At 54.9% G+C, this 15,837-nt stretch carries 8 protein-coding genes; 3 read left to right on the forward strand and 5 right to left on the reverse strand.

Annotated elements, in window-relative coordinates; all coding sequences use genetic code 11:
• Positions 1-20: 20 nt before the first annotated feature.
• Both D467_RS0109090 and D467_RS0109095 read right to left on the reverse strand, forming a co-directional pair.
• Positions 21-3,920 (reverse strand): ATP-binding protein, encoded by a 3,900-nt coding sequence (locus D467_RS0109090; RefSeq protein WP_018917199.1) that lies wholly within the window; start codon positions 3,918-3,920, stop codon positions 21-23.
• A gap of 30 nt (positions 3,921-3,950) precedes the next feature.
• Positions 3,951-4,607 carry a MiaE family protein gene (locus tag D467_RS0109095; protein ID WP_018917200.1) on the reverse strand — a complete coding sequence of 219 codons (657 nt, stop codon included), beginning with the start codon at positions 4,605-4,607 and terminating at the stop codon, positions 3,951-3,953.
• A 525-nt stretch (positions 4,608-5,132) separates the two neighbouring features.
• On the opposite strand from D467_RS0109095, the gene acnB reads away from it, so the two are divergent.
• Positions 5,133-7,736, forward strand: a complete 2,604-nt coding sequence (acnB, locus tag D467_RS0109105; protein ID WP_018917202.1) for a bifunctional aconitate hydratase 2/2-methylisocitrate dehydratase — start codon at positions 5,133-5,135, stop codon at positions 7,734-7,736.
• Between the two features lie 191 nt (positions 7,737-7,927).
• Complete coding sequence (locus D467_RS0109110; protein ID WP_018917203.1) at positions 7,928-9,814, forward strand: glycerophosphodiester phosphodiesterase family protein; 1,887 nt, start codon at positions 7,928-7,930, stop codon at positions 9,812-9,814.
• Positions 9,815-9,869: 55 nt separating this feature from the next.
• On the opposite strand, the gene ggt is transcribed toward D467_RS0109110, so the two are convergent.
• The gene (ggt, locus tag D467_RS0109115) at positions 9,870-11,660 is read right to left on the reverse strand and encodes a gamma-glutamyltransferase (protein ID WP_018917204.1); all 1,791 of its coding nucleotides are present in this window, start codon (positions 11,658-11,660) and stop codon (positions 9,870-9,872) included.
• A 118-nt stretch (positions 11,661-11,778) separates the two neighbouring features.
• Positions 11,779-14,154, reverse strand: a complete 2,376-nt coding sequence (gene ppsA, locus D467_RS0109120; protein ID WP_018917205.1) for a phosphoenolpyruvate synthase — start codon at positions 14,152-14,154, stop codon at positions 11,779-11,781.
• Between the two features lie 229 nt (positions 14,155-14,383).
• On the opposite strand from ppsA, the gene ppsR reads away from it, so the two are divergent.
• Positions 14,384-15,217: a posphoenolpyruvate synthetase regulatory kinase/phosphorylase PpsR gene (ppsR, locus tag D467_RS0109125; protein ID WP_018917206.1), complete on the forward strand. Its 834-nt coding sequence runs from the start codon at positions 14,384-14,386 to the stop codon at positions 15,215-15,217.
• Positions 15,218-15,243: 26 nt separating this feature from the next.
• Here the strand turns inward: ppsR and D467_RS0109130 are convergent, their stop codons facing one another.
• On the reverse strand, positions 15,244-15,822 hold the full coding sequence (locus D467_RS0109130; protein ID WP_018917207.1) for a hypoxanthine-guanine phosphoribosyltransferase: 579 nt from the start codon (positions 15,820-15,822) through the stop codon (positions 15,244-15,246).
• Positions 15,823-15,837 lie beyond the last annotated feature (15 nt).

The following is a 15,837-nucleotide window of genomic DNA, read 5'->3' on the forward strand; positions in this document are numbered from 1 at the left end:
CAAGCTACCCTTCTATCCACCTATCCTTCTACACCCGCAGGCTGAGTTAAACGACGATCAAGCAGGCTTACCCAGCGCACCAGCACCGGTGCATCGCTGTGGCTAACGTCCTTCAGCAAATGCCGAAATGCCTCTTTGGCCTGAAGGTCACTCGGCTCGATATGCGTTAGCCATAGCTCCAATGCCTCTAACTCCTGATGTCGGTTGCCATGATCTCGCGCCTGGCTAATCGCCATTTCGGCAAGCGCTCTGACTTCGCTTGCGGGGTGGCCAAGCTGATGGCGCACTTTCGCCAAGAGCGTGGCAAGCTCAGGTAAGAACAGTGTCGTTCGGTCACGGGCGATAATCAGGCATTGGTCGAGATAGTCTTCAGCGGCCTGCAGCTCGCCAAGCTCAATACAGGCATCGATATACCATAGAGATGGCCGCTGATAACGATCGCGCCCTTTAAGCTCGGTCATTTGATCCAGGCTTTCGCGGATTTGAACAAGGCCATTCTGATCTCCCGCCAAGGCACGCTGCCAGCCAATCACGCCCTGCGCAGAGATCTGCCACAGCTGCAAATCGGGCGTGCCGGTCATAGCCGCGGCGCGCTCTGCATGACGCGCTGCAAGATGCACATGGCCCAGCTGACGATATAAAGCAGCGGCGAAAAGCAGCGCCATGGCCAGAGTACCTGGATGGCCAATTTTCTCTGCCAGACGAAGCGCCGCCGCGACCTGACGCTCAGCACGTTGGTAATCCCCGCGTAAGCAGAGTGTCCAGCCCTGGAAACAGGCGGCGGTTACCTGAGGATGATCCGAGAACGGCAGCCATTCGATCATCATCTGAGCATTAAGCGGATCGATTTCATCCAAATGGTCATGGGCCTGCTGAATCCGCCCCGCCCAATACTCGCACTGTGCCCGGGCATAATCCGCCAGGCGCCGATAACGCGGGTCTTCCAGGCGTTCGGCAATATCGGTAAGGGTCGAGGCCAGCGCAAAGGCATCCGCATGGGCATAGCGCTGGCTGCGCCCTACCCATAATCCCCATTTAACCAGGAACACCTGCTCTAGCTCTTCCGGGTCGTCCAGCATATCGCTGCCCGATTCGCGCAGCAGTTCACGGGCACGCACAAAGCTTTCATGAGCAATGGGTGAACCGTGCCCTTCCAGTGCAAACGCCGCTTGGCCGCGTACCGTAAGCAGACTGACTTCTCGCTCTACTTGATGTTCAACGTGGCGTAAACTGGCCAACCCTGCGTCGGCCATACGCAGCGCCGTGCGGTTGGCACTTACCTTCAATGCCTCACGGGCAGACAGTTCGAAATAACGCGCCCCACGCGCATAGTGGCCGCTTCTGCGTAAATGGGTCGCGAAATCGCCCGGGTGGCGGCTAATCCACATTGGAAAGCGCTCTTCGATAAGCGTAACAACCTGCTGGTGAAGCTTAACCCGCACATCGCGTGGGCAGGAAAGGTAGGCGGCTTCCTGAAGTAGCTGATGGATAAACTGGTACTCTTGCTCGCCTTCTTCCTTATTGATGGGCTCGATAATTTCCAGCTGACGCATATGCTCAATCGCTTGGGCTAACCGGCTATGCTCCCAACCGCTACATTCGAGCAGAAAATCCAATCGAAAGCGTCGGCCAAGTACCGCGGCCACATGGGCAATTGCGCGATCCGTTTCCAACTGATCAATCCGGCTGGCCAATAGGCCAAGCAGCCCCTTGGGCAATTCATCGAACTGAACGCTGCGACCTTCGCGACGATCCATATCCAGGCGCCGACAGATTTCCTGCATATAAAGTGGAACACCATCGCAGCGCTCGATAATCTGGTTGCGCAGCCGTGGGCTTAAATGGATGCGATAACGTCGCGACAGCTGGGAAAGCAAGCGCGATGACTGTAGCGCATCCAGCTTGCTCAGATTGATTTGCTGATCCCAATGAAGCTTGACTGGCAACGGCTCACGCCCATGATGGCTTGCGACCAGCATAAAGGCGGTATTGATAGGCAGGCGTGCCTGCAGCCCTGCCAACACTTTAAAGGAAGGCTCATCGATCCACTGTAAATCATCAATCATCAATGCCAGCGTGCGCTCCTGGGTTTGACGATCGATCAACCCATGAAGCAGCTGCACAACCATCTCCACCGCCTCGCCATTTTGGGCAAGCTGGGTCACTTCCTGAACATCACGAACCCCAAGCGCTTCCTCAAGCAAATGCTGACGGCTTTCATTGGTCTGCGTTAGGCCCAGCGCTGCCTGCAGGTTAGTCAGGGTTTCCAGCGTAGGGGGCGCATCCAGATACCAAGCCACCAAATGACGCGCCACGCCATAGGGCTCAAGTACCGATAATCGGGTCGTCGGCTGCCAGCAAATCGACGCATCACGGCTCAGTTCCAGCTGACGAAAGCCCACCATTAACGCAGATTTACCCATGCCTGAGGCGCCACGTACCAACACACTCTGACGTAGACCAATACCGGCCCTGGCCAGCGCATCACGAAGCGTGCGCAGTGAAGTTTCGCGGCCTACTAAGCTCGGCGGTAACGCATCCCGCCCGCCTTCATTCTGGCCTAGCACCAGCGCGCGCAGGCGTACGCGCCCATCGCTTGCCACCAGGCGGGATACCAGGCGAGGCTGTAGATCAAGTGCTGGCGGCATGTGCTGGCTAGCTTCCTGGGAAATCACCAGCTCGCTGCCTTCGGCGGCACTCATCAGCTCCAAGGACACCTGAGTCACTTGACCCAGAGGGTCGGCTAGCTGACGCTCGGGCAGATAGACCACCTGACCACTATTTAATCCAGCCGCCAGTTCAAAGGTGGGAGGTACGCCCTCACCTTCCCAATAGCGGGCCGACTCCTGCGGTAGCGCTTGCTGGCAGTGCTCGTAAAGCGCCACCAGCTCGGCAAGCTGATGCGCAGGGCCGTGGGTGCCAAAACAGGCAAGCCCCAACCCGCCGGTCGCGCCGGGTAGCCAGAAGCCGCCCAGGTGATGGCACTGTTGTTCAAGCCAGCGCAACAGTTCCAGCTGCAAAGCCAGGCAGTTGCGCGTAGCCGTGCGCTCCTGCCAGTCGCCTCGCAGGCGCAATCGAATTGCCATCACGGAAAGCTGGCGAAGCTCAATTTCATCATCGCGCAGAGGTTTGCTGTCTGCGGCCAGCACGCGCGAAAAAGCCCCCTGCGGGCTCATGGCACGCGGGTCGTGCGATCCATCTGACCAATAGCTGGCTAATTGCAGAAAGCTGGGCTCTGGCTGCTGCCCCGAGAGCGCCAGCAACTGCAGGTAACCGTTGTACTGTTCATGCGCGGCGGCGATTTGATTCTGCTCGGCGAGTTGGCGTACCCAGCGCTCATGAAACGGCGCGTAGCCCGAAAAACGGCTGACCAAGCCTTCAAGCATCGCATCCGGCACGCCTTCATGCGCCTCCAGTACCTGCTCAGCAAACCGAATGACGCGCTGGCGCCATTCATTACGTACCTGCACGAGCCAACGCTGAAATTCGCTACAGTTGGCAAGCTGTAGTTCCTCGACCAAGTCCCCCTGGTAGCAGGTTAATACCGCTGTCAGCGTTGACAGATCCCGCGGCCCTTCCAATAGCTGCTGTAGCTCATGTAAATCAACCCGCCAGGAGACCGGCAGCTGGAACGCGATGGTTTGACGCGAAACGTTTAGAATCTGCTCAGCGTTACTACCCAACGAATGACGCAAGCAGTGCAGCGCATGACGTAAGTTGGTTCGGCCAGATGAAAGCCCCTGGTCTGGCCACAGCAGCTCGGCCAGTACCGCGCGATTCACCGGCTGGCGATGAAGCAGTAAATACACCAGCAGCGCTTTGACTTTGTCATAGCTAAAGTGGGTCAGCACATCATCGCCCTGGGAAAGGGAAAAATGGCCAAAAAGGATTAGCTGATCAGACTCACGAGCATCGCGCATGATACATATCCTGACTGGGCTAGCGGTGCATTAAGCAGGCACACCGCTATGAAAACGAAAAGCCGTATCGGGTGACGTTATCAGCTCTGCTTCCTGGGCGACAAAAAAAGCGATTCGTTCATCAATTGAATCGTTGGTTTGTTGCTGCGCAAGCAAAAGATAGTCTTCAAAATGGCGCCCTTCAGACTTCACCAGCGTACGGTAAAATTTGGCCAGCTCTTCATCCAAATACGGGATCAGCCGCGCGAACCGCTCACAGCTACGCGCTTCAATTAACGCCCCAATAATCAACACGTCAATCAAGCGCTCAGGGTCATTACTGCGAACATGGCGCCGCAAACCTTCGGCATAGCGTGAAGCCGTTAAGTGTCGGTATTCAACGCCACGTTTCTCCATTAAGCCAACTACCTGCTCAAAGTGCAGGAGTTCTTCACGTGCCAGCTGCGACATTTTGCTTAATAAAAGGGGCTGATCCACATAGCGATACAGCAGGCTCATGGCGGTCGAAGCTGCTTTTTTCTCACATTGAGCGTGATCGATAAGCAGTATTTCCGGATTACTCAATGCCCACTGAAGCCAGCTATCCGGCGTTTGGCATGCAAGAAATGCATTAAGGCTTTCTGGCAGTAGATCGTTTGCTTGAACGCCATGATCCGCTGTTTTTAATTCATTAAGTTGTATCAACATAACATTTTTCCGAGCGTTTATTTCACTATTGTACAATACATAAACGCTGAGGGCGTTTGACCTATCTCATTACTTGTATACTAAATAAATCGTCTACGTAAGCACGCTGTAACACTTCTTATATAGCAAAACGCTAATGTCAAAAATACCGTTTGTGATGCTTTGGCGCTTTTTTACACAAGCAGCAAAATAATCTTAGCGTTATAAAGCGTAGGTTATGGTAACGCGCTGTAACGCCCATCGCATCTTTATCGCCCTATTCATTGAACGTTTTAAGCTTGATAGCGTCGTTTTAGTGGTTAACTGATTAAAAATACAGACATTTTAAAATCACCGCTTCTCCCCTTCATATAAAGTACAACATGCGAGCCAACCCTTCTTCTTAACATTGTCGACAGTTTCCCGTAGAATCCGTGCCATCCAACCAGACGCTGTTTGTCAAGCGTATGTCATGTGTCCGAGCGCACGCTTTAATACCGTGAAAGTGTGTGTTCGCCACCATAAAGCAGATGAGAGGGCCCCAACGTGCTTGAAGCATATCGCCAACATGTCGAGGAACGCGCCGCCGAGGGCGTACCCGCCAAGCCTTTAAACGCCGAGCAAGTTGCCGCCTTAATTGAGCTGCTGAAAACCCCACCGGCCGGTGAAGAAGAATTCATCCTTGACCTGATTACCAACCGGGTTCCGCCGGGTGTTGATGAAGCCGCTTATGTGAAAGCGGGCTTTCTTACCGCTATTGCCAAAGGCGAGGCGTCTTCTCCGCTGATCGATAAGATCCACGCGGTTAAGCTTCTGGGTACGATGCAAGGTGGCTACAACATCGTTTCCATGGTGGAACTGCTTGACAACGAAGAGCTGGCACGTGAAGCGGGCGAGCAGCTCAAGCATACCCTGCTGATGTTTGACGCCTTCCACGATGTCGAAGAGCGCGCCAAAAATGGCAACAGCGTCGCCCAGGACGTTATTCAGTCCTGGGCTGAAGCAGAGTGGTTCCTTTCCAAGCCTGCTTTAGAAGAAAAGATCACCCTGACCGTCTTTAAGGTACCGGGTGAGACCAATACCGATGACTTGTCACCAGCACCCGATGCCTGGTCACGTCCGGATATCCCGCTGCACGCCAATGCCATGCTCAAAAACGAGCGTGACGGCATTGTGCCTGAAGTACCCGGCTCCATGGGCCCGCTTAAGCAGATTGAAGAAGTTAAAGCCAAAGGCTTCCCGGTCGCTTACGTCGGTGACGTAGTGGGTACCGGTTCTTCACGCAAATCAGCCACCAACTCCGTGCTATGGTTCTTTGGTGACGATATCCCTTACGTTCCCAACAAGCGCGCTGGCGGCTTCTGCTTTGGCAGCAAGATTGCCCCGATCTTCTTCAATACCATGGAAGATTCCGGTGCACTTCCGGTTGAGCTGGACGTCACCAAGCTGGCAATGGGCGACGTAATCGACGTCTACCCCTATGCAGGCAAAGTATGCAAGCACGGCACCGACGAAGTAATCACCACGTTTGAACTGAAGACCCAGCTGATTCTGGACGAAGTACGTGCCGGTGGCCGTATTCCGTTGATTATTGGCCGTGGCCTCACGGGTAAAGCCCGCGAATCTTTAGGCTTGGAAGCGTCTGACGTATTCCGTCTGCCCGACCAACCTAAAGATACCGGCAAAGGCTTCACCCTGGCGCAAAAAATGGTCGGTAAAGCCTGTAGTCTGGAAGGCGTTCGCCCGGGTATGTACTGCGAACCTAAAATGTCCACGGTCGGCTCTCAGGACACCACGGGCCCGATGACCCGTGACGAACTGAAAGATCTGGCTTGTTTAGGCTTCCAGGCTGATTTGGTCATGCAGTCGTTCTGTCACACTGCCGCTTATCCCAAGCCGGTTGACGTGGACACTCATCACACCCTGCCTGACTTCATCATGAACCGTGGCGGTGTATCGCTGCGTCCTGGCGACGGCATCATCCACAGCTGGCTGAACCGTATGCTGTTGCCTGACACAGTGGGCACCGGTGGCGACTCTCACACCCGTTTCCCGCTGGGTATCTCGTTCCCGGCCGGTTCTGGCCTGGTTGCGTTCGCAGCCGCTACCGGCGTTATGCCGCTGGATATGCCGGAATCCGTACTGGTTCGCTTTAAAGGTAAACGCCAGCCCGGTGTTACCCTGCGCGACCTGGTTCACGCCATTCCGCTTTACGGCATTAAGCACGGTTTGTTGACGGTCGATAAAGCCAACAAAAAGAACGCGTTCTCTGGTCGCGTACTGGAAATTGAAGGCCTTGAAGACCTGACGGTCGAGCAGGCGTTCGAACTTTCCGATGCCTCTGCTGAGCGCTCTGCTGCTGGCTGTACCATTACGTTATCGGAAGAGAGCGTAACTGAATACCTGAAATCCAACATCACTCTGCTGAAGTGGATGATTGCCAACGGCTACGGCGATGAACGTACGATAAGCCGTCGTATCGAAGGCATGGAAGCATGGCTTGCCAACCCGAGCCTGATGCGTGCCGATGCGGATGCCGAATACGCCGAAGTAATCGAAATCGATCTGTCCGAGATCAAGGAGCCGGTACTTTGCGCGCCTAACGATCCTGACGACGCTCGCTTGCTGTCAGATGTAGCAGGCGAAAAAATTGACGAAGTGTTTATCGGCTCGTGCATGACCAACATTGGTCACTTCCGCGCAGCGGGTAAACTTCTCGAAAAGCAGCCTGCAGGTAGCCTGAAAACTCGCCTGTGGCTGGCACCGCCGACCAAAATGGATCAGCACCAGCTGACCGAAGAGGGTTACTACGGCATTTATGGTCGTGCCGGTGCGCGCATGGAAATGCCGGGATGTTCGCTGTGTATGGGTAACCAGGCCCGCGTTGCTGCAAAAAGCACCGTAGTGTCTACGTCTACACGTAACTTCCCGAACCGTTTGGGTGATGGTGCCAACGTGTACCTTGCCTCAGCGGAACTAGCCGCCGTTGCCGCGGTTGAAGGTCGCCTGCCAAGCGTTGAAGAGTATCAGCGTTACATGAGTGAATTTGACGCCATGGCGGGAGAGATCTATCGTTACATGAACTTCCACGAAATTGAGGAATATCAGAAGATTGCCTCAAACGTGATTCCGGTTGCACAAGAAGCGTAACCACTCTATCGCCGATGCTCGCAACATCGCAGAAGAGATGACGATTCATTACTTCTGAGCCGATGACCGAACGCCCCACGATTATGCATAGTCGTGGGGCGTTTTTTTATGCTCAACACTTTGTGCCACGACTTGCGGGCGCCCTCAGATACTGCCACTCTGTGGGTTCATCCTAATGATTTAAAAAGACAATGCAGCCACTGACCCACCTTGGCTCGGCCTTACTGAGAACACTGCGCGACCATCTGCGGCCTCTGATCGCCTATCACCTGTTTTTTACGTTACTAGCCTCTGCCTTGTTATTACCCTTGATTGGGTGGATAACCCAGGGCCTGCTTGCCCAGCTAAAACGCACGGTCGTCACCAACGATGAATTGATCAGCCTGATATTCAGCCCTTTAGGCCTTGCTGGCATGCTGGTAGGTCTAGGCTTTACGTTTTTGATCATTTACTGGCAACAGGCAGGTATGCTTCAGGTCGCCGTGCGCCCGCGCGGCAATCATTACCGGCTTGCCTTTGAGGCCCTCTGGCTAAGCTTTCGCCGCCTGCCAGCGCTTGCCGGGCTGGTTGTCCTGCAGGTAGGCACACATCTGCTGCTGCTGGCACCCTTTATGGCGGGCCTCGCCTGGCTTTACGATGTCTGGTTAAGCGGCATTGACCCTTACTATCTGCAGCGCGTAAAGCCGCCTGTGCTCTGGTACTTTATCGCCTGTGCGCTGCCGCTTGTTTTTACCTGGATGGGGTTAGCTGCCTGGCTTTATTTACGCTGGCTGCTGGCACTCCCTCTGGTAGCCCTGGAAAACTGCCACCCGCTACACGCTCTAAAGCGCAGCGTGTATTTGACGCGCGGATGGCACCGCTCGATAGGCGCCGCCGTACTTACCCTGCTACTGCTTATTATTGCGCTACCTATTGTCACGACCATCGCGTTTGATTCGCTGGTAACACCGCTGCTCTGGTGGCTGCCCGAACATAACGCGTTTTTGATCCCGGCCATGTTTGCCTATTTGACCGGCTATCTGCTGTTAACGCTGGCGATCACGTTTATCGGCATTGTGGCCAATGCGCTGCTTTGCGCCTGCTTGTATCTTCAGTTAGCTCACCGTGAGATGCGCCCAGCGCCCCCACCCGAAAGCGCCAGCCCCGGCCGTTTCGCCTGGGCTGTGGAGCTTAGCGTTCTGCTCTTTGCTGGCTTACAAGCCTGGTGGATTCTGAATAGCTTTGAACTACGCGATAACGTCGAGGTGATCGCTCACCGCGGTAGCTCCATGGTAGCGCCCGAAAACACCCTGGCGGCCGTGGATCAGGCCCTGATCGACAGGGCCGACTATGTTGAGCTGGATGTACGCCTGACGGCCGATGAGCAGGTCATGATTTATCATGATCGCAGCCTGGCAAGATTAACGGGTGATAATCGTGAATTTGGTGACCTGACCCGCGAGGAACTTAGCCAATACGATATAGGCAGCTGGTTTGGGGATGCCTTTCAGAATGAACCCATAGCAAGCCTTGAAGAAGTACTGGACCACGTACGGGGGAAAGCCGGATTAATGATCGATATGAAATCATTGCCCGGCCAAGAGCAGGCGCTAGCTAACGCGGTGATCGAGCAGCTGCGAGCAGAAACGGATTTCCGCTACGCGTGCTGGGCTGCAAGCAACGACCCTTTGGCCGCTTATGGGCAGTGTGGTTTTCCTGATGCGCTCAGAGATATGCGGGTTGCAACCGTATCGCCTACGCTGGTCACGTATATAAAAGACTACGTTCCAGAGCTGCGCGTCACACTGCTTGCCCAGCTGATTCTGCCCGGCACATTGGACCGGCGCAGCTTCGATGCATTAGGGCTTCGCCATAACCGCATTAGTGAAGAGGAAGTGCGTCTGGCAGCGCTTTATGGCTATGAAATACATGCCTGGACGGTGAACGACCGTGCCCGCATGTCAACGCTGATTGATTTAGGCGTTGACGCTATCATTACGGACCACCCAAGCCGCCTACGTGAGCTTATTGAGGAGCGTAAAGCGCTAAGTGATGGGTCGTTGCTGCTGGTGAAACTGCGTAATTGGCTGCGTCAGTGACGTGCAAGACGGGCTGAACTACCTGTTTTTGCACGTCACTGATAAGGCCAATGGTTTAGTCGCCCATTACGACGCCTTCGCGACGTGGGTCTGCCCCACCAAACAGCGTACCGTCTTCAAGGCGGCGAATCGCCTGTAGTCCGCTAGTCAGTTCACGCTCGCTTATCGTATGGCCATACGCTTCAAGCGCCTGCTTGGTTGCATCGGGGAAGCGGCCCTCTTCGAGATAGACATCGCCACCGGTGGTAATTGCATGGGGCAGATTAAGCGCCTCCTGGGCATTCATGCCCCAATCACGCATGGCGACCAGGGTACGCGCCGTATAATGAATAATCGCAGCACCGCCCGGCGATCCAAGGCTCGCTACCAACTCACCCGTCTCCCCGTCAAACACTAGCGTAGGACTCATGCTCGAACGTGGGCGTTTACCCGGCTCAACGCGGTTGGCAACAGGTTCGCCATCGACTTCGGGTACAAAAGAGAAGTCCGTGAGTTCATTGTTAAGCAAATAGCCACCCGGCAATCCAGTGCCGCCATCGGCCAAGATGCGCGAGCCAAACGCTTGCTCAATAGAAGTCGTCATGGCAACAGCGTTGCCATCGACATCGACGATACTGATATGGCTGGTGCCGTACTCAGGCTGCGCTGGCTGAGAAGCCCAGCTGACATTCAACTCGCCTGGGTTGCCCGGCTGCGCGCTGTCGCCCATGCTGGTGTCGCCAATCAGCTCACTGCGTGAAGCCAGGTAATCCGGCGCCAGCATCAACGTCCAATCACCGCCAGGCGCTTCGACAAAGTCAGGGTCGGCGATATAGCGGCCTCGATCAGCAAACGCCAACCGCGAGGCCTCGAGAAACTGATGCAGCCAGCCACTGCTTGATACGCCGTTATCCAAGGGCGCTTCCAGCAGAGGCCGCTGATCCAACATACCGAGTATCTGCATGACCGTGATATGCCCAGAGGAAGGCGGTGGGAAACCGCATACTTCCCACTGCTGCCAAGGGGTACACAACGGGTCTCGCTCAACCGCCTGATAACCCTGAATATCCTCCAGCGTCATGCTGCCTGGGCGAACATCATGGCTCTGCACGCGATTGACTAAATCTTCGGCAATCTCGCCCTCATAAAGCGCGGCACTTCCCTGAGAAGCTATACGGCGCAGTATCTCGGCTAGCGCAGGGTTTTTCAGCGTATCGCCAACGGCTAGCGGTTCACCATCTGCGTTATAGTAAAACTGTCCCGCTAGTGGATCGTTTTTTAACGCTTCATCACTTGCCAGGCTGGTATTCAGACGCTGGCTAACCGCAAAGCCTTCTTCCGCAAGCGTAATTGCGGGTACGAACAGCTCTTCCCAAGCTAGCTTGCCATGCTCTTTATGAGCTTGCTCCAGCATTCGCACCGTTCCCGGCACGCCGACTGAAAGCCCGCTCGCCACGGCATCCATGAAAGGCAGCGGCTCGCCGTCTTGCATGAACAGCTCACCGGTTACCGCCGCGGGCGCCGTTTCGCGGCCATCGTAGGCCTGAACGTCAGAGCCGTCGTAATGCATTAAAAAGGCACCGCCGCCAATACCGCTGGACTGAGGCTCCACAAGTGTTAGTACCATTTGCACGGCAATCGCCGCATCAACGGCATTACCGCCATTGGCAAGTACTTGATAACCCGCATCAGTGGCCAGCGGATTCGCCGCCGCGACAGCGAATGATTCAGTTGACCAACCGGGTTTCTCCTCATAGCCCGATCCGACTTCCGGGGTTACTGATGGCGCTTCATAGCTAAATCCAAAGCTATACAGTGGCACTAGCAGCAAACCTGATAGCGTTAAACTAACCTTTACTGGGGACATTACAGCACCCTCTTGCGTCTTAGGAATATCAAGGCAATAACCAAACCAAAGCGTAGCCTATAAAACGCTTGTGCCCGGCACAATGGCCGGGCACAAAATTACTGGCTCATACTCAGCGTTAGCTAATCGTTTCGCCTGCCAGCATGAACCACGTTTCAAGCACTGCGTCAGGGTTCAAGGAAACCGAATCGATTCCTTGTTCCATCAACCATTTAGCCAGATCGGGGTGATCCGAAGGCCCCTGCCCGCAAATGCCGACATACTTGCCTTGCGCTTTACAGGCTTGAATCGCCATTGCCAGCAGCTTTTTGACCGCGGCGTTACGCTCATCAAACAAATGGGCCACGATACCCGAGTCACGATCCAGTCCCAGCGTTAGCTGTGTCAGGTCGTTAGAGCCAATCGAGAAACCGTCAAAATATTCAAGGAATTCGTCGGCAAGCAGCGCATTGGCCGGCAGCTCACACATCATGATGACTTTCAGGCCGCTATCACCACCGCGCGCCAAGCCATTGGCCGCTAGCAGGTCAACGACTTCTTTAGCTTCGCCGGTGGTGCGCACGAACGGCACCATGATTTCGATGTTGTCGAACCCCATCTCCTCACGCACATATTTCAATGCGCGACACTCAAGTTCAAAACAGGGGCGGAACGAATCCGAAATGTAGCGAGAGGCACCCCGGAAGCCCAGCATCGGGTTCTCTTCACCCGGCTCGTAGAGCTTGCCGCCAATCAGGTTCTCGTACTCATTGGATTTAAAATCAGACAGACGCACGATGACCCGCTGAGGATAGAACGCTGCCGCCAGCGTAGAAATACCTTCCACCAGCTTATCGACGTAAAAGGTTACCGGGTCGGCATAGCCAGACGTGCGCAGATCAATCACCTGCTGCAGGTCAGCGGGCAGCGTTGCGTAATCCAGCAGCGCCTTGGGGTGAACGCCAATCATGCGGTTGATGATGAACTCTAGGCGAGCAAGGCCCACACCGGCGTTGGGCAGGCTGGCAAACCCAAATGCGCGATCAGGGTTGCCCACGTTCATCATGATCTTGAACGGGATTTCAGGCATGGCATCGACGCTTGAAACTTTGCAGTCAAAATCCAGCAACCCCTCGTAAACGTGCCCTGTATCGCCTTCGGCACAGGAAACGGTAACATCGGTGCCTTCTCTGAGCTGCTGCGTGGCGTCACCACAGCCGACCACCGCCGGAATGCCCAGCTCACGAGCAATAATCGCCGCATGGCAGGTACGCCCACCACGGTTGGTAACAATGGCTGAAGCCCGCTTCATGATGGGCTCCCAGTCTGGATCGGTCATGTCGGTCACCAGAATGTCACCGTCAAGAACCTTATCCATATCTTCCGGGCTCATGACCACTTTGACCGTGCCGCTACCAATGCGCTGACCAATCGCCCGGCCGGTAATCAGGGTACGCCCCTTCTCGCGCAGCTGGAAACGCTCTAACTTGCCGCCTTCCTGCTGTGAGACCACTGTTTCAGGACGCGCCTGAACGATGTAAAGCTCGCCATCATCACCATCAAGTGCCCACTCGATATCCATGGGGCGCTGGTAGTGTTGCTCAATAGTGACCGCCTGGCGGGCAAGATCCATTACCTGCTGATCGTTAATGCAGAAACGGCCGCGCTGGCTAAGCGGCACGTCAACGGTTTCAACAGACTTTCCGGCGCTGGTTTCCTGACCGTAAACCATCTTAATTAACTTGGAGCCCAGGTTACGCCTTAAAACTGCTGGGCGACCGGCTGCCAGGGTGCCTTTATGAACATAAAACTCGTCAGGGTTAACGGCTCCCTGCACGACGGTTTCGCCTAGCCCCCACGAGGCGGTTACGAACACGGCATCGCGGTAACCCGACTCAGTATCCAGGGTAAACATAACCCCTGAGGCACCCGTTTCAGAGCGCACCATCTTTTGAACGCCCGCCGACAGTGCGACGTTTTCATGGGCGTAGCCGCGGTGAACGCGGTAAGAAATTGCGCGATCATTAAACAGCGATGCAAATACTTCGTGGACAGCGCGCTTGATGTTGTCGAAACCTTCAATGTTCAGAAAGGTTTCCTGCTGACCGGCAAAGGAGGCATCCGGCAGGTCTTCAGCGGTTGCCGAGCTGCGTACCGCCACTTTTAACTGAGGGTGTTGCTCCTGCAGCTGCTCATAAGCCTGACGCAGCGCGCTTTCAAAAGCGGGCGGCAGCGGCGTATCGATGACCCATTGGCGAATATTGCTACCTGCTTCCGCCAGTGCTTTGACATCATCAACGTCGAGGCGCGCTAGCGTGCTGTTAATGCGCTCGTTAAGCCCTTCATGAGAGAGAAATTCACGATAAGCGTGAGCCGTAGTGGCAAACCCACCCGGTACGGTTACCCCTGCGCCTGACAAGTTGGAAATCATCTCGCCAAGCGAGGCGTTCTTACCACCCACGCGTTCGACGTCCGCCATACCTAGCTGATCGAACCACAGAATGTACTCTTCCACGCAACCCCCTCGCTTTAAGACGTTGATGCAATCTTTTAGACCGCTAATCATTGACCGTGTCACCCTATCACCGCGCCATCCTATTCGCCATTGGTCTAATAGCGAAGAGAGTGGAGGATTTTTACAACATGACGCTTATACGGGCGATTTATGTAGTGACATGGAACGTTGTGCTTAGCGAACTCGCGGCACACAATAGTGTACCTATTATTGATTGGCGGACGTGGTTATGAAGCGGACAGCTTTTTTTATTTCTGATGGCACCGGCATTACGGCCGAGAGTTTGGGCCGAAGCCTGCTCGCCCAGTTCAGCGATGTCGAGATCAACATGCTGACCAAGCCTTATATCGATACGCTTGAGAAAGCCGAAGCGCTTGCTCAGATTATCGAGTCCACTGCTGCTCGTGATGGGCAGCAGCCGGTGATTATCGACACCATTGTTGATCAGCAGATACGCGATGTGATTCGCCAGGCGCCGGGCTTCAAAGTGGATATCTTTTCTACCTTTTTGAAGCCACTGGAGCAGGAGTTAGGCACCCACTCCTCATACAGTGTGGGAAGAACACACTCGATTGGCAGCGACGATGTGTATATGGACCGGATTCATTCGGTGCATTTTGCACTCGATAACGACGATGGCGCCCGCACGCATCAATACGACAAAGCCGACATTATTTTAGTGGGCGTATCGCGCTGCGGAAAAACGCCAACGTCGCTTTATCTGGCGCTTCAGTTTGGTATTCGAGCGGCTAACTACCCGCTTACCGAGGACGATCTTGACGAAGACGGCACGCTTAAGCTGCCCAAGGCATTAGTCCCCCACCGGCGCAAGCTGTTTGGATTGACTATCGATGCCCGCAGGCTATCCGCCATACGCAATGAACGTCGGCCGAACAGCCGCTATAGTTCAATGGATCAGTGTTTGCAGGAAGTCGAACAGGCCGAAGCGCTTTACCGGATTATGCATATCCCATTTATCGATGCGACGCGCTTTTCTGTAGAAGAAATCTCGACACGGATGATCGCCGAGACCGGCTTAGCGAGGCGTTTCTCCCCTCGCTAAGCCGACATTGGATCATAGTGTTACAACTACATTCCTTTAGGGGCGAAAATACCCGGGGCGTTACGCCAGTAACCTTTGTAATCCATACCAAAACCGAACACATAGCGGTCCGCGACTTCCAGGCTGCAATAATCAGCCTTCAGGCCCGGCACCGCTTTTCGATCATGCTGCTTATCTACCAGCACGGCCGTGGTCACGCTGGCAGCCTGGGCTTCTTTGCAATAGGCAAGGATTGCGGCGAGCGTCGACCCTTCATCCAGAATGTCATCCACGATCACCACATGGCGCCCGGCCATCGGCACTTCAGGCGATACACGCCAAAAAAGCTCGCCGCCGCGTAGCTCGTTGCGGTAACGCGTAGCGTGTAGGTAGTCAACTTCCAGCGGAAAGCCCAAGCGGGTCAGCAAATGGCCGGTTGTGATTAATCCACCGTTCATAACACAATAAAAAACCGGCAGTTTATCGCCTAAATCCTTGGTGATCGCTTCGGCCATGCGATCCAGAGCGCGCTCAACCTGCTCCTGGGAAATCAAGCAGTCGGCGGTATCCATGAGCTGGCGCATCGAGTCCAGCGACTCAAGGGCTTCTTTATCCAGTTTAGACATTGGGTTGCTCCCCAA

The organism is Vreelandella zhanjiangensis DSM 21076, from assembly GCF_000377665.1.
In the GTDB taxonomy this organism is placed as follows: domain Bacteria; phylum Pseudomonadota; class Gammaproteobacteria; order Pseudomonadales; family Halomonadaceae; genus Vreelandella; species Vreelandella zhanjiangensis.

Bases quoted from the DNA above. Each gene is read 5' to 3' on its own strand.
- ggt (WP_018917204.1), bottom strand. From the start codon at position 11,660: ATGTCCCCAGTAAAGGTTAGTTTAACGCTATCAGGTTTGCTGCTAGTG.
- D467_RS0109090 (WP_018917199.1), bottom strand. From the start codon at position 3,920: ATGCGCGATGCTCGTGAGTCTGATCAGCTAATCCTTTTTGGCCATTTT.
- ppsR (WP_018917206.1), top strand. From the start codon at position 14,384: ATGAAGCGGACAGCTTTTTTTATTTCTGATGGCACCGGCATTACGGCC.
- D467_RS0109095 (WP_018917200.1), bottom strand. From the start codon at position 4,607: ATGTTGATACAACTTAATGAATTAAAAACAGCGGATCATGGCGTTCAA.
- D467_RS0109110 (WP_018917203.1), top strand. From the start codon at position 7,928: ATGCAGCCACTGACCCACCTTGGCTCGGCCTTACTGAGAACACTGCGC.
- D467_RS0109130 (WP_018917207.1), bottom strand. From the start codon at position 15,822: ATGTCTAAACTGGATAAAGAAGCCCTTGAGTCGCTGGACTCGATGCGC.